Raw genomic sequence first — 19,951 nt, forward strand, 5'->3', positions numbered from 1 at the left:
GGATGGCAGAAAAATTCAATCTTCAGGACAGGTTTCTGAACACCCTGCGCACGAACAAGATCGAGGTCAAGGTGTACCTGGTGAACGGATTTCAAACCAAAGGGATCATTCGTTCCTTCGACAGTTACACGATCCTTCTCGAGAACGAGAATCAGCAGAGTCTCATTTACAAGCACGCCATAAGCACTATAATGCCCACTTCGTTCGTCAAACTCGTGAAGACCGAACAGAAGGAAAAGGAGGAAGCCCAGCAGAGTCAATCAGATGGGTCGGACGATTGAAGCCACAGCGTTGAAGAAGGTCCTGGTACTGACAATAGAGAGTGAAGAAACTTCCTGCGAAGAGTTGGCAGGCCTTTTGGCAAATCTCGATGCAGAGGTTGTCGAAGTGGTCAGGCAGCGGCGCGAGTATCCTGACTCGCGCTTTTATCTTGGTCGTGGAAAAGTAGAATCCCTGGTGGGGAAGATCGCTGAGCTGGGTATCGATTACGTTGTGGTGGATGATGAGATCAGTCCACTCCAGGCGAAAAACCTTGAGAACACCCTCAAGGTGCCCGTCAAGGATAGAACCCAGGTGATTCTGGACGTCTTCGCTCGCCACGCGACGACTAAGGAAGGAAAGCTTCAGGTCGAGCTCGCACAGTTGCAATACGAGTTGCCGAGGTTGGTGGGAGAAGGTAGAAGCCTTTCGAGGCTCGGTGGAGGCGTTGGAACGAGAGGACCGGGTGAACCGAAGCTGGAAGAGAGAAGAAGACAGATACGCGAAAGGATAAACATGCTGAGAAAAGAACTGAACGAACTGAAGAAAGACAGGGATCAGCAGCGAAAGCTCCGTTCAGACAGCGAACTTGCAACAGTGTCCATCGTTGGCTACACGAACGCCGGGAAATCGTGTTTGCTCGCCGCCCTGTCTTCAGATCCTTCCATAACCGTCAGTTCAAAGCTGTTCAGCACGCTGGCACCTGTGGTGAGGCGTGTAAAGTTGCCGGACGGGCGTGTCGCGCTCTTCAAAGATACCGTGGGCTTCATCAGGAAGGTGCCGCATACCATCGTAGAGGCTTTCAAATCAACCCTGGAGGAAATCTGCTATTCTGATGTTATAATCTTGCTCGTCGATGCTACAGATCCCGAATACGCAGAAAAAATAAGAGTCGCCGAAGAGGTTCTCAGTGAGCTCCATGCTGACGCGATCCCACGCCTTCTGGTCTTCAACAAAATCGATCTGCTCACTGAAGAGAAAATCGAGCTTCTGTCGGACGTGTATCCATCTGCGATGTTCGTGAGCGCTCTGAAAAGAATAGGGATCGACGCGCTTCTCAACGAGGTCTGCCGAATGCTGGAAAAAAGCGAAGTTGAAGAAGAATTCTTCGTTGGGCTGGATCACCTGCACACACTGGAGAAATTCCGCGAGAAGGTAGCGATCAAAAAGAGCGTTTTCACCGACGAAGGATTGATCGTCAGAGTGAAGGCTCGTGAGAGCGTTCTGAAAAAGCTGGCAATATTACTCAACGGAGGGATGAAGACGTGCGAAAGTTGACATCGTGGTTGCTGATTCTCTCGTCGGCTCTGCTACTGGCCTCGTTCGTCTCGCCAGTCGGTGGCCAGCTGGTCATTACGTCGAGCTTTGGGGAATTCAGAGGAACAGGAAACAGAGGACCACACTTTCACATGGGCAGCGATTTTTCGACGCAGATGCGCTCCGGTGTCCCAATACTCGCGGCTGCGGATGGCTGGCTGGTAAGGATCGAAATCGATGAGGATGATATCTACGGGAACGTCGTTGTGTTGCAGCACGAGAATGGTTTCAGGACACTGTACGCCCATCTGAGTGGCTTCGCCGAGCAGATCAAAGACGTGGTGAACAGCGTTGTGAGCGAGTTCGGAAAGAGAAGGATCGTGGTGGAATTCCCGGAAAGAAGCATATGGTTCAAGGCTGGAGAGGCCATTGGTTATTCGGGCCAGACGGGTGAGGCGGCGCAACCTCACTGCCATTTCGAGATCAGGAACAGCGATGAAACAATCTGTTATAACCCTTCAGATATGTTGAGCGTACCGAAGCCCGCAGATGCCAGATTCACGGTGAGAGGGCTCATCATAGACGGTGAAAGGTTCGATTACGTTGAAAACAGGGTTTACAGGTTTCGGGGTCCCTGGCCAAAGATCGCGGTCGATGCCGTCACGAGCGTGGGAAGGAATGTCATAGGACTCAGATCACTGAAGTTGTACTTCGACAAGGATCTGGTGTATCATATTGATCTCGGTGAAATACGTCTGGACGAGTTCAACAACGTATGGGCTGTGTACACAGAGAATTCTGTCGCCGATGGGTACAGATACAGCGCCTATTACAAGCTTTATCCGGACAGAGTCAGCAGCGTCGTAAAGTTCAACAAATTTCCAGAGCTCGGGCAGCTACCTTCGAGGACGAATGTCAGTATAGTGTGCGAAGACGTGTGGGGAAACGAGTATGAGCTGAAATTCGTTCTGGAAAGAAGGTAGAAACGATGTGGTTCTTCAAGCGCAAGAAGGCGAAGAACCTCGCGGTTGATCCCTTTTACAGAGAAGGCAACACTCTGGTGGCGTACTTCAAGTGCACGAAGTGCGGCGAATACTTCCGCAGCCATTTGCGCATGGGTTACGATTTCATAAATGATTACGACAATCCATCCACGCCGTACAGACTTGATAAAATCTACGTTGGCTCGAAGTGTCCCAACAAGTTACACTTGACCGCTGCGTTCAGCTCGAGTTACAGGGTCAGGTCGTTCAGTCTCGAGGGTGGAGAATTCGTAACAAGAGAAGAATATGAACAGCACACAAAGGAGGCGGAGAAATGAAGAGACTGTTCACCAGTGAGAGCGTGACGGAAGGTCACCCCGACAAGCTGGCAGACCAAATATCGGACGCGATCCTGGATGCCATTCTGGAACAGGATCCCAACGCGAGAGTGGCCGTTGAGACACTCGTGACCACTGGTCTGGCTGTCGTTGCGGGAGAAGTCACGACCGAAGCCTACGTTGATATACAAGATATCGTTCGCCGAACGATCCTCGATATCGGTTACACCAGGGCGAAGTACGGTTTCGACGGAGAAACGTGCGGTGTACTGACGTCGATTCACAATCAGTCCCCAGACATAGCCATAGGAGTGAACAGAGCTCTGGAAGCGAGGGAAAAGAACCATCTCGACGACGAGTACGACAAGATCGGAGCAGGAGATCAGGGCATGATGTTCGGATACGCTACCAACGAAACGCCCGAATATATGCCCTTACCGATAATGCTCGCCCACAAACTCGCGATGAGACTCGCAGAGGTTCGTAAGAAGAAGATCGTACCGTTCCTCAGACCTGACGGAAAGACTCAGGTCACGATCGAATACGACGAGAACTGGAAACCAGTGAGGGTCGATACGATCTTGATCTCTGCCCAGCACGAACCGGATGTGACGATCCAAGAGCTCAGGGAAGCTTTGATAGAGCACGTCATAAAGCCCACCATTCCTGAGCAGTACTGGTCGAACGACGTGAAGATCCTTGTGAACCCAACCGGCAGGTTCGTGCTCGGAGGACCTTCGGCGGATACGGGTCTCACCGGTCGCAAGATCATAGTGGACACCTACGGCGGATGGGTGCCCCACGGAGGCGGAGCGTTCAGCGGGAAAGACCCAACCAAGGTGGACAGATCAGCCCATTACATGGCTCGCTATGTCGCAAAGAACGTTGTCGCTGCGGGTCTCGCAGACCGCTTCATGATACAGGTTGCGTACGCCATAGGCAAGGCCAGGCCCGTTTCTTTGATGATAGAAACCTTCGGAACCGCCAAGGTCGATGAGGAGAAGTTGAAGAAAGCCATAATCGAGCTGTTCGATTTCCGACCGCTGGCGATCATTGAGAGGTTGAACCTGAGACGCCCCATTTACAGGAAGACCGCGGCCTACGGACACTTCGGCAGGAACGATCCTGATTTCACCTGGGAAAGGCTCGATGCCGTTGATGAGCTCAGGAGATACTTCAACATGTGAAGGAGGGAGGAGCCTTGGCAAAAAAGGTCAACAAATCTGCTTTGAAGCGCGTCAGACAATCCGAGGAAAGAAGGTTGAGGAACAAATCTTACAAGACAAGAATGAAGAATGCTGTGAAGGCCGTGATGGAAGCCATCAAGGCGGGCGAGGACAGAGATAAAATCATGCAGCTTGTGAGAGAAGCAATCTCTGCTATAGATAAAGCTGCATCCAAGGGCGCCATTCACAAGAATCAAGCCGCTCGAAGAAAGTCCCGCCTCATGAATTTTGTCAACAAGAGTCTCCAAACGGTTCAAGGTTGAAAAGTCCGAAAAACTTAAGGGGTTTTTGCTCGTTTGTTCCAGCACCTGTAAGATCGGGTGCTGGTTTTGCTTTGATGATAGAATTTTAATTGGTGAAACGTACGTGAGAGACCTCGTGCTGTTTCTAATATTTATAGCTGTGCTGTTTTCTGGGCCAATCGTAGTTGGATCGACCTACTCGGTGTGGGTAGCCACGCTGTGGTACGTTGCGCTTCTATCCCTGAGTTTGATGCTGATGAAACTGGAGCATCTTGGTTTTCTCTTCACTTACAGACGCGGTCTCATTCTGAGAAGCGTGCTGTATTTGCTGTTGCTCTACGGTCTACTCGCTCTGATTGGTCTGCTCTTTCCGCAGCAATACGAAACGGTTCAAAAGCTGAGCCTGGATCCCATGATGGTGGTGTTACTCGTGGCGCTCGCCCCACTCGCCGAAGAAGTAGCGTTTCGAGGTTACACGCAGTCAATTTTCAAGAGGAAGCTCGGCACGAACGGAGCCATAATAGTCACATCGTTGTTGTTTTCTCTGTTTCACCCGATCTCCGTGTTTCCACAGGTGTTCGTAACATCGTTGTTGCTCGGAACGATAAAGGAAGTTCACGGATCGTTAGTACCTTGTGTTTTAGTTCACTGTCTAAATAATGTGGTGGCACTCGTGGTCTCACTGTGAAACGAGAAAGGAGTGATTCGAATGTTTGATAAATTTTCAGAAAGTTCCGCGAGATTGATCGTTGAAGCACAGAAGGAAGCCATAGAGATGGGACACTCGTACGTCGGAACCGAACACATACTGCTCGCGATACTGAAGCAGGATTCTCCGCTGAGCGAATCGCTCAGTGAAATGGGTGTCACTTACGCACGTGCCAAGAATGAGATCATATCGATGGTCGGAATGGGTATGCGAGGTTACTCCAGCTCTCCTCAGATGACGCCGAGAGCCAAACGTGTCATCGAGCTCGCTTACGAGGAAGCGAAGTATCTTGGTAGCGATAAGATACAGCCTGAGCACATACTCCTGGGGATCATCAGAGAGGGAGAAGGAATCGCCGTTCACGTGCTCAGGAAGATGGGTGTGGACCTCGGGACACTCAGGAGGATCGTGGTCGAAAACTCTCAGCAGCGTGAATCGGATTACGACGTCGACAGGACTTCCGACAATCCTTCGGTCAGGCACCTGGAAGGTTTTGGAATAGACCTCACGGCGCTCGCTATGAAGAACCAGCTCGATCCTGTCATAGGAAGGGAAGAAGAAATAGAGCGTGTGATGCAGGTGCTGGTTCGAAGAAAGAAGAACAATCCTGTACTCATCGGCGAACCGGGCATCGGTAAAACTGCGATCGTGGAAGGGTTGGCGCAGAGGATCGTCGCTGGAGAGGTTCCCGAACCGCTCAAACACAAAACGATATTCTCTCTCGACGTTGCAGCCCTCGTGGCTGGCACGAAATACAGGGGCGAATTCGAGAAGAGGATGAAGAAACTGCTGCAGGTGGTCAGTCGTGATCCGAACATCATTCTGTTCATAGATGAAATCCACACGATAGTCGGCGCCGGTTCGGCTGAGGGTGCGGTCGATGCGGCGAACATACTCAAACCTGCTCTCGCGAGAGGTGAGATCAAGTGCATCGGAGCGACGACTCCGGACGAGTACAGAAAGTACATCGAAAAGGATGCCGCTTTAGAAAGGCGCTTCCAGAAGATCTACATAAGAGAACCGAGCGCTGAGGAAACCCTCGAAATTCTCAAAGGTTTGAGGCACAAGTACGAGTCCCATCACAGGGTAAAATACACCGATTCCGCGCTCGAAGCGGCCGTGTACCTTTCGAAACGGTACATCACGGATCATTTCCTGCCGGACAAGGCCATCGATGTGATAGATGAAGCTGGCGCGAGGGCACGTTTAAAGAGTTTTGTTCTGCCACCAGAGATTCAGCTTTTGAAAGCACAACTGGAACAGATCAAGAACGACAAGGAACTCGCCGTGCTCAATCAGGATTACGAAAAGGCTGCCGAGCTGAAGGAGCAGGAGAGGACCATTTCGGCCCAGCTGAACGAGAAATATCAGCAGTGGAGAAAATCTGTCGAATCATCGATAATAACCGTCGACGTCGATCAGATCGCTGAGGTCGTGTCGAGCTGGACAGGCATACCACTGATGAAGATTGAAGAGAGCGAGAGCGAGAAACTGTTGAACCTTGAAAAGGCGTTGCACCAGCGCATCGTCGGTCAGGATGAGGCTATAAAGGCTATAGCCAGGGCGATAAGGCGCGCACGCAGCGGTTTGAAGGACCCGAGGCGCCCCATAGGTGTGTTCCTGTTCCTCGGTCCGACCGGTGTGGGTAAAACGGAATTGACGAAGGTGCTGGCAGCGTACCTGTTCGGTGACGAAAAGGCCTTGATCAGGTTCGACATGAGCGAGTACATGGAACGCTTCTCGGTCTCCAGATTGATCGGAGCACCTCCAGGCTACGTCGGTTACGAAGAGGGTGGAACGCTCACGGAAAAAGTCAGGCGCAGACCGTTCTCGGTCATACTGTTCGACGAGATCGAGAAAGCGCATCCAGACGTGTTCAACATCTTGCTCCAGATCATGGACGACGGCCGGCTGACGGATTCCCAGGGTCGAGAAGTTGATTTCAAGAACACGATCATAGTGATGACGAGCAACATTGGAGGAACGCTGATAAACAAGTCCAAGAGGACGCTGGGCTTCGTCTCACAGGAAGACGCGCAACGCGACTACGAAGAGATGAAGGCACTCGTTCTCGACGAAGTCAAGAAGACCTTCAGGCCAGAATTTCTCAACAGGATAGACGAGATCGTTGTGTTCCATCCGCTGACGAAGGAGGATGTGTCCAAGATCATCGACATACTCCTGTCGGACCTGCGTGAGAGACTGAAATCCAAGAACCTGGACATCGTTCTGACCAAATCGGCACGGGAGTTCCTGATCGAGAAAGGATTCGACCCTGTTTACGGTGCGAGACCTTTGAAGCGAGCGATCCAGCAGTACCTGGAAGATCCGCTCGCTGAGGAGATACTCAGGGGCAAGTTCGATCCCGGTGACGTGATCGTTTGTGCACGCGGCAGAGACGGATTGAGATTCACGAAGAAACGGCAAACCAAAGCAGGAGTCCTGCAGGGATGAAAAAGGGCGGTTACTTCGTCTGTGAAAGCTGCGGCTACGAATCGGTGAAATGGTTTGGAAGATGTCCAAGTTGTGGCGCATGGAACACGGCACGAGAGGTCGTGATCTCACAGAATGAACGGAGGAAAGATGTGCCACAACCTGCCGTACTCAAATCGCTGAAAAAAGAACAGAAACACGAAAGGATCCAGACCGGTTTTTCCGAACTCGACGAAGCGCTGAACGGGGGTCTGATGGCAGGTCAGGTGGTCTTGCTCGGTGGGGAGCCAGGCGTCGGCAAAAGTAGCCTGGCTCTCCAAATTTGTGGCCATCTTGCGAAGAGGTTCAAAGTTTTGTACATCACGGCAGAAGAATCACCTGAGCAGGTCGCTTACAGATCGGAAAGGTTTGGGTTTCAATCGGAAGACAACATCGTTGTTTTGAGTGAGAACGATCCTGAGCAGGTTTTGAACGTTCTGGACAGTTCTTACAAATTCCTCGTCGTGGACTCGCTTCAAGCCATGTATTCGGAGCGGCTGGGCTCCTATCCAGGTAGCGTCGCCCAGGTCCGTACGGCCGCTTCCCTGATCACGGAACGCTGTAAAGTTCTGTCGATCCCGGCCCTGCTCATCGCGCACATAACGAAGACTGGAGAGATAGCGGGCCCAAAGATGGTGGAACATTTGGTCGACACGGTGATCTACTTCGAAGGAGAAACGAACACAGATTTCAGGGTCATCAGGATCGTCAAGAACAGGTTCGGTCCTTCGGGTGAAATGTGCATCTTCGAGATGACCGAGTCTGGCCTGAAACAGATCGATGAATCGCTCTTGATAGATGTGGAAGAACCACCGGCTGGAAACTGTCTGAGCTGCGTGATCGAAGGTTCAAAGCCTCTTGTTGTACAGTTGCAGGCACTCGTTTCGAAAACCAGATCGGTCTCACCCAGGCGCGTGAGCAACGGTTACGATCTGACCAGGTTGTTGATGCTGATCGCCATCCTCGAACGACAGGCACATCTTCCACTGGAGAGTCGAGACGTGTACGTGAACGTCATGGGAGGGTTGAAGATAACCGACACGGCGGCCGATCTTGCCGTTGCCTGCGCCATAGTTTCTTCTCTGACGGAGATCTCACTCGGCAGGACTGCCGCGTTCGGTGAGGTCAGTCTGGATGGTAGGATAAGGCCTGTTCACAGGATCAGGAACCGGCTGGATGCCCTGAACAAGATCGAACTGGACAGGATACTTCTGCCGAACGCTTCTGAGGCGGGCGAAAGGTGCTGTGTCTCTTTGAGAGACGTTAGATCCTTGATGAACGTTCTGGGAGTGAGGAAGGTTGATAGCGACTGAACTTCTCAACAAAATAGCTCTGCTGTCTCCTGGAACCAGGCTCAGAAAAGCGTTGGACGATATAAGGGCGGCGAACCTTGGAGCGCTCATACTTTTCGTGGACGATCTGTCGAAACACAGGAGCATCATTCAGGGTGGATTCGAGGTGAACTGCAGTTTCACGCCTGAAAGGTTGTACGAGCTCGCCAAAATGGATGGTGCGATAGTGGTTTCCGAAGATGTATCGAGGATCCTTCTGGCGAACGCGCACCTGGTGCCTGACCCAACGATTCCCACAACGGAGACGGGCACCCGCCACAGAACGGCCGAGAGAGTCGCGAAACAGACAAACTGCATGGTCGTCGCGATATCGAAGCGCAGGAACGTTGTGACCGTTTACTACGGGCCCTACAAGTACGCGTTGAGTGACGCCAGGTTACTCATGGCGAGAGTTTCTCAGGCCCTGAACGCGATGGAAAGGTATCGGACCAGCCTGGACAGGCTGCTGTCTTCCATTGATTCCGCAGAGCTACAAGCTGGCGTTTCCATCCACGATGTTGCTAGAGCGATTGAAAAAGCCGTAGCGATGCTGAAGATCTATGAAGAAGTGTATCCGTACATGGTCGAGCTCGGTGAAGAAGCCAGTTTGATCTGGGCCCAATTCAGCGAGTTGCTCACAGACGTTGAGGAGACAGTGATCCTGCTGGTGATGGATTACAGCACGGTGGAGCTGGATCCAGACCAAGCCAAGGAAACGATTGAAAGGCTGAAGCAGGACAAGAACCTCACCGAGATGAAAATCATCAAGGAACTCGGGCTTAACGTTCAGACAAGCGCACAGGCTGGAGAAATCCTGGTTCATCCAAAAGGTTACAGATTTTTGAAAGGCGTGGTGAGAATACCCCTGAACGTGTCGCAGAACCTCGTGAAAACGTTCAAGAATCTCAGGAACCTGAGAGAAGCAGACGTGGAGGTACTGAAGTCTGTGGATGGGATCGGAGAAAAAAGGGCGTTGGCAATCGCGTCGAGTCTTGGTATGATAAAAGGAAGGGAAGGAACCAGAGGCGAGAAAAGGACAGGATAGAAAAAGGAGGAGTGCGAGATGAAGAGAACCTACCAACCGAATCGGAGGAAGAGGAAAAAAACGCACGGCTTTCTCGTGAGGTCTCGGACTGCCTCCGGAAGGAAAGTGCTCGCCCGCAGAAGGGCGAAAGGCAGATGGAGACTGGCGGTTTGAATCTTTACTCTTTCCCCCGCCAAGAAAGGCTCAGGCTGAAGCGAGATTTCGACAGGGTTTTCCGAGAGGGATTGTCGTTGCAAAGCGATTTTTTCACGGTAATATACCTGAAGAACGGCTTGGATTTCAACAGAATAGCGATCGTTGTGAGAAAAAAACTTGGCAAAGCCCACGACAGGAACAGGATAAAGCGCTGGATCAGGGAAAGCTACAGGCAGATGAAACCGGAACTTCCCAGAGGTTACGATATCGTGGTGATCCCGCGGAAAACCCTGTCCGAAATTCTCGACAGAATCGATTATCACGTGATAAGAAACGAACTTGGAGAGCTGTTGAAGAGGATCGGCGCATGAGAAAGCTCGTAGTGAGCTGTATAAGGTTCTATCAAAAGTACATCTCTCCGCTGAAACCTCCCACGTGCAGGTTCACTCCGACCTGCTCGACTTATGCTATTGAAGCGATCGAGAAATTTGGAGTGATCAAAGGATTAATCCTTGCCGGCTGGCGAATACTCAGGTGTAACCCTTTGAGTGCAGGTGGAGAAGATCCGGTACCGGACAAATTCACACTGAGGAGGAGATCGACTTGAAGAAGCTTCTCATCGCCTTGATTCTGACCTTTGCTCTTTCTGTCACGTTCTCCCAGAACGAGATAAAAGTTACGTACCTGCCGGGTGGGATAAAGGTTCAGACCCGTTTCGCAGAGTACGAGTTCGATCAGAACGGAAACCTTGCGAACGTGTATCTCACGGTGGAGCGAAGAGTTCACGTCTTCGAGAGGGACAATGACGGTTTTGACCTCTTGAGCGAGGATGGTACTGCCCTCATTGCTGCTGCTGAGGCACAACTCTTCGGCCAGCAGACTGGTACGAACGTGTACAGAGGTGATCTTGTCCTCACCTATGACTATGGTGATGTGAAAAGAAGCTACGTGTTTCGAAACGTTCCAGAGTACGTCATCGAGGTGAAGATAGAGACCAAAAGGCCCCTGATCGTTCACTTACCGCGTGTCTGGTTCGCCGACAACGACAGAACGGTTAAAGATTACTTCATATCTCTCGCCCCGAAGACAAGAACGCTGAGTTTGGTGAAGACAAACTCGCAGAAGATCGTTTCTAACACCGTCCGAATCGAGACTGATACCACCCTGATCTTCCACATGGGACCGTACAAGAGGGTGTTCCTCAGCAAACTCTTTCCTGAGGATTACGATGAGCTCGTTGCTGTCATCAAAACCATCCCGGGTTCTTCTGTGTGGTACGACCCAGTTTTTTATCCGCTCGTGTGGTTCTTCTGGTGGCTGTTCCGGCTCACGAAGAACTTCGGCTGGGCGATCATCCTGTTCACTGTCGTTGTGAGGTTTGCACTTTACCCACTTTACCATGCTCAGACCAAGTCGATGATAAAGATGCGCAAGTTACAGCCGAAGATAGAAATGATACGCAAGAAGTACAAGGACCCAGCCAAACAACAGGAAGAACTTCTGAAGGCGTACAGAGAAGAAGGGGTGAACCCCGCGAGCGGTTGTCTCATGCTCGTCGTACAGCTTCCGATATTCTTCCTGCTCTACGCCGTCATACGTTATTTCCAGGAGGAAATAGCGTTCAACGGCCGATTCCTGATCTGGCCCGATCTGTCTAAGGGAGGGTTCTCGGCCAACGCGATCTTCATATTGATCACGATCGTGGCGAGTTACTACAACACGCTCATCACGAGTCAGGATACCAGATCGGCCTGGCAGGGGATCATCATGTCTGTGGCGTTCACGTTGCTGTTCGTGGGACTGCCGAGCGGTCTGTTCCTTTACTTCACAACCAACACCGTGATTCAGTTCCTCGTGACTTATTACATATACAAGCGTTACAAGATCAAAGGAATAAGTACGCGCGAACTTCTTGGTTTGCGACCCAAGGGGTGAGCAGGGGTGAAAACGGTTAAAATCAGTGCGCCAACGGTTGAAGAAGCCTTGCGGAAGGCGATAGAGTGTTACGATCTTCGAGAAGGCGAGTACGAGTACACCGTGATAGAAAAAGGGTCGAAGGGACTGTTCGGTCTGTTCGCTAAGAACGCGGAGATAGAGATCAGCTTCAAGGCCGATTACTTCGTTCGGAAGCTCCAAGAGTTTCTCACGAACATCCTGAGCGTCTGTGGGAACGTGAACGTTAAGGTGTCCTGTTCGAACAGAAGGTTTCTGGTCGAGCTCGAGGGAGAGGACATCGGCAAGCTCATAGGCAAACACGGTAAGACCCTCGCGGCACTTCAACACATCGCAATGATCTATTTGAACAGGATGAGCGATACCAAGCTTCTGGTTTCGATAGACGCAGGCGAGTACAAGAAGAAGCGAAAGAAGAACCTGGAAAATGTTATCAAACAGGCGATACAGCGGGTGAAACTCACCAAGGGAAAAGTGGTACTCGATCCCATGTTCGCGTTCGAGCGCAGGATAGTCCACGAGATGGTGAAACAACACAGGAACTTGAAAAGTTACTCGATCGGTGTTGAGCCGTATCGAAAAGTGGTCATCGAGTACAGTTCTAACGGAAAAGACGAAGATTCACAGAGCGATTAAGCTTTCTTCCAGGCATCCAGGGCCGCGTTTGCGGCAGCAGCCAAAACGTCTCGTTCTAACTCCGCGCTTCCGATGATGCTCTTTTCTTTTTCGTGCGAAAGCCTGGTGACGTGGCAGACGACGAAGTCTTTACCGGCCAGGTTTATGATCCTCACATCGTCGACCGAGAAAACGTCGCTGGACAGATCCTCCACGGCTTTCAGAACCGCTGAGGCCGCTATTCTCAATTTCTGCAGACTCGTCTTCGGCCCTTCGGCGGTACCTTCATACACTTCGTCGTCGTGCCTGATGAGGACCGTGACTTTCAAATTCTTTCCAGCTTCTTCCGCTTTGAGCGATTCAAGTCTGTAATCATCGATTTGCTGGTATTCCTGATTCAGCTGAGCCACACTCACGATTTTCCTATCGATCCTCAAACCCGTGGATGCGAGGATCGCTGTTTCCACATCTCGAACGATCTGTTTGGGGTTCTTCGCGGAATCTGCGACCACGTGGATCTCCCTTATGCCTTCACTGTCTGCAACCACCCTGGCGGCGATGATTCCGGCGATCTGTGTGATTATGCTCTCAAGTTTCTTTGGATCCACCGACACCAGTTTCCCCCCACATTTCTAATTTTAGCATAAGACTTTTATGTCAGTCTGCCGAAAATGTGTTTTAAGCTCCTTGGAACAACACCACGCCCTCTTATGCTATAATATCGCCAAACAATCCCGCAAACTCTTCCATGGAGGTGGTGTTGTGCGTAGGTACGTTTCACTCGTTGTATTGTTGATTTCCGCCGCACTCATCTTTGCCGCTGAGATCACGGAAGTCAGGATCGGTGCAGGTTGGGAGATGACTGGTCCCATCGCAGGGTTCGGGCAGATGTCCTGGGACGGTGTGAAACTGGCGATGAAGCTCAGGCCGACCGTGAAGATTCAGGGCAAGGAAATACCTGTCAACGTCATTCTGCTCGACAACAAGGGTGACAAAGCCGAAGCCGCGAACGTTGCGAGAAGGCTCATCGATGTCGAGAAGGTATGCGTGATACTCGGCCCCTGCACCAGCTCGTGTGCGCTCGCAGCAGGTGCCATAGCCGAGCAGAAACAGGTGCCCCTGGTGACCAACACCGCAACGAACCCTCTGGTGACACAGAACAGACGTTTCATTTTCAGAGCATGCTTCGTTGACACACTCCAGGGGGAGCTTCTCGCCAAATTCGCGTGGGAAAATCTGAAAGCTCGTAACGTCGCCATCATGGTCGATGTCGCCCAGGATTACGTCGTGGGTCTGGCGAACTACTTCAAACGCGCGTTTGCAAAGTACGGTGGTAAATTCTTTGAAGCTTACTACAACACGGGAGATCAGGACTTCTCAGCCCAGCTCACCTACGTTCTCTCCAGAAATCCAGATCTCATATTCATGCCTGGCTATTACGCTGAAATCGCGCTCATGTGCAAGCAGGCCAGGGAACTCGGTTTCACGGGTAACTTCCTCGCGGGTGATGGGGCGGACGCGCCAGAACTCTTACAGATTGGAGGTAAATTCGTCGAAGGTTTGTGCTACACCACGTACTTCCACCAGGATGCCGATCTTTCTCCAAAGACGAAGCCGTTCGTGGAAGCCTACGTGAAGGAGTATGGAAGAAGACCAGACGCTTTTGGAGCACTCGCGTTCGATGCATACAACCTGGTGCTCGATGCGATAGAGAGGGCACAGTCTGTGGACCCAGTGGCGATAAGAGACGCGCTGGCAGCCACCCAGAACTTTGAAGGTGTCGCCGGTACGATCAGCTACCCACCCGATTCCGGTGATCCCATCAAACCGGCGGTCATAATCCAGATAAGGAATGGAAAACCGGAACTGCTCACTGTGGTGAGACCGTAAAGGTGAGCCCCCCACATGGGGGGCTTTCAGCTTGAGGGGGTGGCAGGTTGAGACTGACGGACTTTTTCCAGCACCTTGTCAACGCTCTGTCACTCGGAGGAATCTACGCGCTCATCGCCATCGGTTACACGATGGTGTATGGAATTCTCAGGCTCATCAACTTCGCACACGGTGACATATTCACTTACGGAATTTATTTCGCCTTCTACGGTGTTTCACTTTTTCTCCTTCCCTGGTGGGTCGCGTTCATTCTTTCTATCTTTCTTACAGCATTTCTGGGAGCACTCGTGGAAAGAATAGCTTACAGGCCTTTGAGAGACGCCCCGAGGATCTCCGCGCTCATAACGGCCATAGGTGTGTCTTTCTTCTTGCAGAACTTTGCCACGGTCGTTTTTGGGGGCCGGGCAAAATCTTTCAACCCACAGACAGGAATGTATCCGACCTTCTTTCTGAACGTTTTGAACATAGCAGGTGTGAAACTGAGGGTTCTTTCTCTGATCACACTTGGCACAATCGCTGTGTCTTTGTTGGTCCTCGTGTGGATCGTCTACAGAACGAAAGTTGGTATGGCGATGAGGGCGATATCGAAAGACATACCGACCACACGCCTGATGGGTGTGAACGCTGACAGAATCATAACCTTCACCTTCATGATAGGTTCTGCTTTGGCCGCCGTGGGAGGACTTCTCTGGGCCATGACCTACCCGCAGGTTTATCCTTTCACCGGTGTGATACCGGGTTTGAAGGCCTTCATCGCAGCCGTGGTGGGGGGCATAGGGAGCATTCAGGGAGCGATGGTCGGTGGCTTCGTGCTCGGTATCAGTGAGATCATGATCGTTGCTTTCCTCCCCTCCATAGCAGGGTACAGGGACGCGATCGCTTACGCCATCCTCCTCTTCGTGTTGCTCGTGAGACCGAGCGGTATATTTGGAGTGGAAGTTTCCGAAAAGGTGTGATAGCGTATGGAAGTGAGGCTGTCAGTGAGAACCAAGATCGTTCTGACTTTGATTCTGATCTTCGCCATCGGCGCGTTGCTCGTGCTGGCGAACCACAAAGCGAGCGACTACGTGGTTCTGATTTTGAATTTGATGGCGATCAACATCATCTTTGCCGTGTCGCTCAACCTCATCAACGGGATCACGGGTATATTCTCCCTCGGCCACGCCGGTTTCATCGCCATCGGTGCTTACACCTCGGTGCTTCTGACTTTGCCCGTCCAGCAGAAAGAGATGAGCTATCTCATAAAGCCTGTCATTCCTCCGTTCGACAGGATCCAGTTGCCGTTCTTACCGTCTGTTCTGATCGCGGGTCTGGCTGCCGCAGCGTTCGGATACGTCGTTGCCGCGCCGTCTCTCAGATTGATTGGAGATTACCTCGCGATAGCGACTTTAGGCCTGGGTGAGACCATACGCATCATCGCGAACAACGCCTGGTCCATCACCAACGGTGCACTCGGTCTGAAAGGAATTCCACAGTACACCAACCTTTACTGGTCCTGGGCATGGGCTCTGGTGACGGTGTGTTTCATTGTGAGCCTCGTGAAGAGTTCGTACGGAAGGGCGTTGAAAGCGATCAGGGAGGATGTCATCGCTGCGAAGGCGATGGGTATAAACGTTTTCTCACATCAAGTCATGAGTTTTGTCGTGGGCTCGTTTTTTGCGGGTGTTGGGGGTGCGCTGTGGGCACATTTGATAACGACCATAGACCCAAAATCCTTCACCTTCACCAAAACGTTCGAGATACTCATCATGGTCGTCCTCGGTGGGCTCGGGAGCATAAGTGGTTCGATCATCGGTGCGGCCATCTACACCGTGGGGCTGGAATTCCTCCGAATTCTGGAAAGCCCGTTCAAGATCTGGTTCATCAAGTTTCCAGGGATACCGGGTATGAGGATGGTAGTGCTCGCGGTCATATTGATAGTGCTCATGCTCTTCTGGCAGAGAGGCATCATGGGTAGAAGCGAGCTCAGCTGGGAGATGTTCTTTTCGCTGTTCTCGAGATTGAAGCGAGGTGGCAGAAAATGAGCGGAGTCATACTCGAACTCAAGAACGTCACGAAACGTTTTGGCGGTTTGACGGCCGTCGACAGGTTCACCGGATACGTTAAGAATGGGGAACTGCTCGGTCTCATAGGACCGAACGGGGCGGGAAAAACCACACTGTTCAATCTGATCACCGGTATGTACGAACCGGATGAAGGTGAGATCCTCTTTTCAGGTCACAGGTTGAATGGATTAAAACCCCATCAGGTGACGCGACTCGGTATAGCCAGGACCTTTCAGAATATAAGGTTGTTCTCCGATATGAGTGTTCTCGAGAACGTCATGGTGGCGCAGCATTGCAAGCTCCGCAGCACGCTTTCGATGTTCGGTTTCGTCTTCAAGACCCCGTCCGCCCTCAAGTTTGAGAGACAGGTCAGGATGCGGTCCGAAAAGCTTTTGGAAAAGGTGGGTTTGTTACACCTCGCCAGCGAAAAAGCGAGCGCCCTTCCTTACGGTTTGCAACGTAAACTGGAAATAGCGCGGGCACTCGCCACGGAACCGAAACTCCTTTTGCTCGACGAACCTGCGGCGGGTATGAACCCACAGGAAACGTCCGAGCTGATGGTGTTCATAAAGACGATAAGGGACGAGTTCAACCTCAGCATAATCGTGATAGAGCACGACATGAAGGTCATCATGGGTATATGTGAGAGGATCTACGTCATGGATTACGGCAAACTCATCGCGGAAGGGACGCCGAAAGAGATACAGTCAAACCCCTTGGTCATCAAGGCGTACCTGGGCGAGGAGGTGCTCGTATGAACGATGTGGTCCTGTCTGTCGAAAACCTCCACGTTCATTACGGAAACATCCATGCGGTGAAGGGCATCTCCTTGCACGTGAAAAAGGGTCAGATCGTGACGCTCATCGGTGCCAATGGAGCCGGTAAGAGTACGACGTTGAAGGCCATCATGAACTTAGTGAAGAAGAGTTCGGGCAAGGTGATCTTCAACGGAAACGATATAACGAAACTTCCCACGCACGAAATAGTGCTGGCGGGAATAAGTCTGGTTCCGGAAGGACGACGGATCTTCCCAAACCTTACCGTCTACGAAAATCTCATGATGGCTGCCTATTCACGGAAGAACAAAGACGAGATCGAGAAGGATCTGGAATTTGTCTTCTCTCTGTTTCCGAGGTTGAAGGAACGACTGAAACAGCCAGGTGGTACGCTGTCCGGCGGGGAGCAACAGATGCTCGCGCTCGCGAGAGGCTTGATGAGCCGTCCAAAACTCCTCATGCTCGATGAACCTTCGCTCGGTCTGGCGCCGCTGCTCGTCAAAGAAGTGTTCGACGTTATAAAAAAGATACGGGAAGAGGGTGTCACGGTTCTGTTGATCGAACAGAACGCACTGGGCGCACTGAAGATCGCAGATTACGGATACGTGCTCGAAACGGGTCGCATTGTTCTCGAAGATGAGGCTGTGAAACTTTTGAACAACGAAGGGGTCAAGAAAGCTTACCTGGGCATCGCATGAGGAGGCGATCTCATGCCCCACAGAAAGAGCATAGCTGTGAAGATGTTTCTCCTCCTGCTGCCGATCATCGCTGGACTTCTCATCGTTGGAAACGTGCTCTCCTACTTCAGAATCAAAACGACCGTGAACCAGCTGAGCGGGTCGAACCTGGAGGACTTGGCCCGTTCTTACGCGCTCATACTGTCTTCGAAAGTGGGATCATACAGGAACGCGGCGATCTCTCTCGCCAACACGCCGATGCTGCGTCCCGCGCTGAAGCTCGCTTTGCAGATGGCGGGCAGAGTCATCACGAACGTTCTCGGCACAGAGAAGGAAAAACTGCCCAGCGAAGTGCTCAAATGTTTTGTGGTGTTTCCGGAAGGAAGTTTCTTCACCGAGGCAATGGAAGGTGAGGAAATATTTGTCTCGCGAGAACTCGTTGAGTGTGTGACAGACCAGACGAAGATCGTGGTGAAAAAGATAGACGTTTTACACTCCGAACCTGTCGTGTTGTTTTCTGCTCCGATAGTGGAAGGCGGAAAGGTTCTCGCAGCCGCTGGTGTGGCCGTCGAACTATCGTGGCTGGACAGAGCGATCGCAGATTTACCTTCGAAGAACCTCAACATTGTGTTGACCGATCCGCAGGGTTCGATCCTCTCGCACAGCAGTCAACCCGAATTGAGATTCACCGCACTGTCGAAACTTGGCTTGCAGGCGTCAAAAAAGCTGAGCAAGCAGAGGTCCGTCTCTGAAGATGTGTATCTGTTGAGCACGGACGTACCGAACACAGACTGGCAGTTGCATCTCGTCGCACCCGCCGCGCTGATAGACGCGCCCGCGAACTCGCTCAGATTGTTCGTGCTCGTCACAGTCTCACTGGTCCTCGCAGTCTCTTCATTGATCGTGTGGTTGATTGCCAGTCGTCTCAGTTCTCGGGTGAGACAGTTGCTGCCGGTCTTTGAGGCTCTGAAAGGCGGTGATCTGACGAGGCACAGTCCCCACCTCGGGGAGGACGAAATTGGAAAACTGTCGCAGCATCTGAACGATGTGATCAGAAGCTTGAAAGAACTGGTGAATGTTTCAAAGGACTCCGCCGAACTGGTTTCTCAGACGGCGGAACAAGTTCGTGACTTCAGCGCCCGTGAGAAGGATCAGATCCAGCACCTGCAACGGATATTCAACGCCGTGGGGTCGAACATAAAGAACGTGGCAGCCACCTTCGAGGAAGTGAACGCATCGATGGAGGAACTCGGTGCTTCCGTGAGGGATCTGGCTGAGAAAGCGGGTCAGTTGCTGGAAGATGCGACGCGCATGAAACAGAGTATATCGGATGGCAACGAATTGATAGTCGATGTGTCGAGGCAGGTTCAGACCGCTTTCGAACTGTCCTCGAGAGCACAGGCCGACATAGACGAGCTGAAAGCTATTTCTGAAAGGATAGGGCAAATAACGGAGGTTATAAGCAACATCTCTGAGCAAACGAATCTGCTGGCACTGAACGCGTCCATCGAAGCGGCCAGAGCCGGTGAGGCGGGAAGAGGTTTCGCCGTTGTGGCCGAGGAGATCAGAAAACTCGCCAGCCAGACGAAAGGTTCTGTGCAACAGATCAATGAACTGCTCGCGAACACGAACAGGACCATCCTCACCGTGGTTCAGTCGGTTTCATCGCTGCGTCAAGCGGTGTTGCACGTCCACAACAGGCAGAAGGAACTTTCAGATCTTTTAGAGCAGATCTGGCACAAACTGCAGAGGACCGTCGAGACCTTCCAGCTCGTGGCCGAAACGATCCGCCAGCACGGGGTTTCCGCCGAAGAGGTTTCACGCGCTTCGAACAACGCGTTCGAAGCCGTTGCGAGAATAAGCGAGGAAGCATCGAAAACGCAGGAGCTGGTGGACGAACGTCAAAAAGCCGTGCAACATCTGGAAAGAGCGGTGGAAGAACTGATAAAATCTATTTTGCAACTCAGACAAAAACTTGACTCTTTCGTGACGGGGTGAT

22 protein-coding genes are annotated in these 19,951 nt (G+C 51.8%); 21 read left to right on the forward strand and 1 reads right to left on the reverse strand.

Annotated elements, in window-relative coordinates; translation table 11 throughout:
• The first annotated feature begins 2 nt into the window (after positions 1-2).
• The 15 genes from hfq (at position 3) to jag (ending at position 12,585) form a co-directional block, all read left to right on the forward strand.
• Positions 3-281: an RNA chaperone Hfq gene (gene hfq / locus TSP01S_RS05060; protein ID WP_041077015.1), complete on the forward strand. Its 279-nt coding sequence runs from the start codon at positions 3-5 to the stop codon at positions 279-281.
• Entirely contained in the window at positions 265-1,536 is a 1,272-nt protein-coding gene (hflX, locus tag TSP01S_RS05065) for a GTPase HflX (RefSeq protein ID WP_041077017.1), read from the forward strand. Before hfq ends, hflX begins: the two co-directional genes overlap by 17 nt.
• On the forward strand, positions 1,524-2,498 hold the full coding sequence (locus tag TSP01S_RS05070; protein ID WP_041077019.1) for a M23 family metallopeptidase: 975 nt from the start codon (positions 1,524-1,526) through the stop codon (positions 2,496-2,498). The genes hflX and TSP01S_RS05070 overlap by 13 nt, the downstream gene beginning before the upstream one ends.
• Before the next feature lie 5 nt (positions 2,499-2,503).
• Positions 2,504-2,836, forward strand: a complete 333-nt coding sequence (locus tag TSP01S_RS05075) for a hypothetical protein (RefSeq protein WP_041077021.1) — start codon at positions 2,504-2,506, stop codon at positions 2,834-2,836.
• Positions 2,833-4,023, forward strand: coding sequence for a methionine adenosyltransferase (metK, locus tag TSP01S_RS05080; protein ID WP_041077023.1), 1,191 nt, complete (start codon positions 2,833-2,835; stop codon positions 4,021-4,023). The genes TSP01S_RS05075 and metK overlap by 4 nt, the downstream gene beginning before the upstream one ends.
• A gap of 14 nt (positions 4,024-4,037) precedes the next feature.
• Positions 4,038-4,325 carry a 30S ribosomal protein S20 gene (gene rpsT, locus TSP01S_RS05085; RefSeq protein ID WP_041078473.1) on the forward strand — a complete coding sequence of 96 codons (288 nt, stop codon included), beginning with the start codon at positions 4,038-4,040 and terminating at the stop codon, positions 4,323-4,325.
• Between the two features lie 103 nt (positions 4,326-4,428).
• Complete coding sequence (locus TSP01S_RS10065; RefSeq protein ID WP_052463513.1) at positions 4,429-4,992, forward strand: CPBP family intramembrane glutamic endopeptidase; 564 nt, start codon at positions 4,429-4,431, stop codon at positions 4,990-4,992.
• A gap of 21 nt (positions 4,993-5,013) precedes the next feature.
• On the forward strand, positions 5,014-7,467 hold the full coding sequence (locus tag TSP01S_RS05095) for an ATP-dependent Clp protease ATP-binding subunit (RefSeq protein ID WP_041077025.1): 2,454 nt from the start codon (positions 5,014-5,016) through the stop codon (positions 7,465-7,467).
• Positions 7,464-8,798: a DNA repair protein RadA gene (gene radA, locus TSP01S_RS05100; protein ID WP_041077027.1), complete on the forward strand. Its 1,335-nt coding sequence runs from the start codon at positions 7,464-7,466 to the stop codon at positions 8,796-8,798. Before TSP01S_RS05095 ends, radA begins: the two co-directional genes overlap by 4 nt.
• A complete protein-coding gene (disA, locus tag TSP01S_RS05105; protein ID WP_041077029.1) occupies positions 8,785-9,861 on the forward strand; it encodes a DNA integrity scanning diadenylate cyclase DisA in 1,077 nt (358 codons plus the stop codon). The genes radA and disA overlap by 14 nt, the downstream gene beginning before the upstream one ends.
• 18 nt (positions 9,862-9,879) lie before the next feature.
• Positions 9,880-10,014 (forward strand): 50S ribosomal protein L34, encoded by a 135-nt coding sequence (gene rpmH, locus TSP01S_RS05110; protein ID WP_041077031.1) that lies wholly within the window; start codon positions 9,880-9,882, stop codon positions 10,012-10,014.
• A complete protein-coding gene (gene rnpA, locus TSP01S_RS05115) occupies positions 9,996-10,367 on the forward strand; it encodes a ribonuclease P protein component (protein WP_041077033.1) in 372 nt (123 codons plus the stop codon). Before rpmH ends, rnpA begins: the two co-directional genes overlap by 19 nt.
• Positions 10,364-10,603, forward strand: a complete 240-nt coding sequence (gene yidD / locus TSP01S_RS05120) for a membrane protein insertion efficiency factor YidD (RefSeq protein WP_041077036.1) — start codon at positions 10,364-10,366, stop codon at positions 10,601-10,603. Before rnpA ends, yidD begins: the two co-directional genes overlap by 4 nt.
• Complete coding sequence (yidC, locus tag TSP01S_RS05125) at positions 10,594-11,931, forward strand: membrane protein insertase YidC (RefSeq protein WP_041077038.1); 1,338 nt, start codon at positions 10,594-10,596, stop codon at positions 11,929-11,931. Before yidD ends, yidC begins: the two co-directional genes overlap by 10 nt.
• Before the next feature lie 6 nt (positions 11,932-11,937).
• Complete coding sequence (gene jag, locus TSP01S_RS05130; protein WP_041077040.1) at positions 11,938-12,585, forward strand: RNA-binding cell elongation regulator Jag/EloR; 648 nt, start codon at positions 11,938-11,940, stop codon at positions 12,583-12,585.
• On the opposite strand, the gene TSP01S_RS05135 is transcribed toward jag, so the two are convergent.
• Positions 12,582-13,178, reverse strand: coding sequence for a hypothetical protein (locus TSP01S_RS05135; RefSeq protein WP_231848518.1), 597 nt, complete (start codon positions 13,176-13,178; stop codon positions 12,582-12,584). The genes jag and TSP01S_RS05135 overlap by 4 nt on opposite strands.
• 148 nt (positions 13,179-13,326) lie before the next feature.
• Between TSP01S_RS05135 and TSP01S_RS05140 the strand changes: the two genes are divergently transcribed.
• The 6 genes from TSP01S_RS05140 to TSP01S_RS05165 are packed head-to-tail and all read left to right on the forward strand — an operon-like array spanning position 13,327 to position 19,950.
• Positions 13,327-14,454, forward strand: coding sequence for an ABC transporter substrate-binding protein (locus TSP01S_RS05140; protein ID WP_041077042.1), 1,128 nt, complete (start codon positions 13,327-13,329; stop codon positions 14,452-14,454).
• Between the two features lie 53 nt (positions 14,455-14,507).
• Positions 14,508-15,410, forward strand: a complete 903-nt coding sequence (locus tag TSP01S_RS05145; protein ID WP_197538917.1) for a branched-chain amino acid ABC transporter permease — start codon at positions 14,508-14,510, stop codon at positions 15,408-15,410.
• Between the two features lie 6 nt (positions 15,411-15,416).
• Positions 15,417-16,478: a branched-chain amino acid ABC transporter permease gene (locus TSP01S_RS05150; protein WP_041077045.1), complete on the forward strand. Its 1,062-nt coding sequence runs from the start codon at positions 15,417-15,419 to the stop codon at positions 16,476-16,478.
• Positions 16,475-17,257, forward strand: a complete 783-nt coding sequence (locus tag TSP01S_RS05155) for an ABC transporter ATP-binding protein (RefSeq protein WP_041077047.1) — start codon at positions 16,475-16,477, stop codon at positions 17,255-17,257. Before TSP01S_RS05150 ends, TSP01S_RS05155 begins: the two co-directional genes overlap by 4 nt.
• Positions 17,254-17,973, forward strand: coding sequence for an ABC transporter ATP-binding protein (locus TSP01S_RS05160; protein WP_041077049.1), 720 nt, complete (start codon positions 17,254-17,256; stop codon positions 17,971-17,973). Before TSP01S_RS05155 ends, TSP01S_RS05160 begins: the two co-directional genes overlap by 4 nt.
• Before the next feature lie 12 nt (positions 17,974-17,985).
• On the forward strand, positions 17,986-19,950 hold the full coding sequence (locus TSP01S_RS05165; RefSeq protein WP_041077051.1) for a methyl-accepting chemotaxis protein: 1,965 nt from the start codon (positions 17,986-17,988) through the stop codon (positions 19,948-19,950).
• Position 19,951: the final 1 nt, after the last annotated feature.

Origin of the sequence: Thermotoga caldifontis AZM44c09 (assembly GCF_000828655.1) — a bacterium.
In the GTDB taxonomy this organism is placed as follows: Bacteria; Thermotogota; Thermotogae; order Thermotogales; family DSM-5069; genus Pseudothermotoga_A; species Pseudothermotoga_A caldifontis.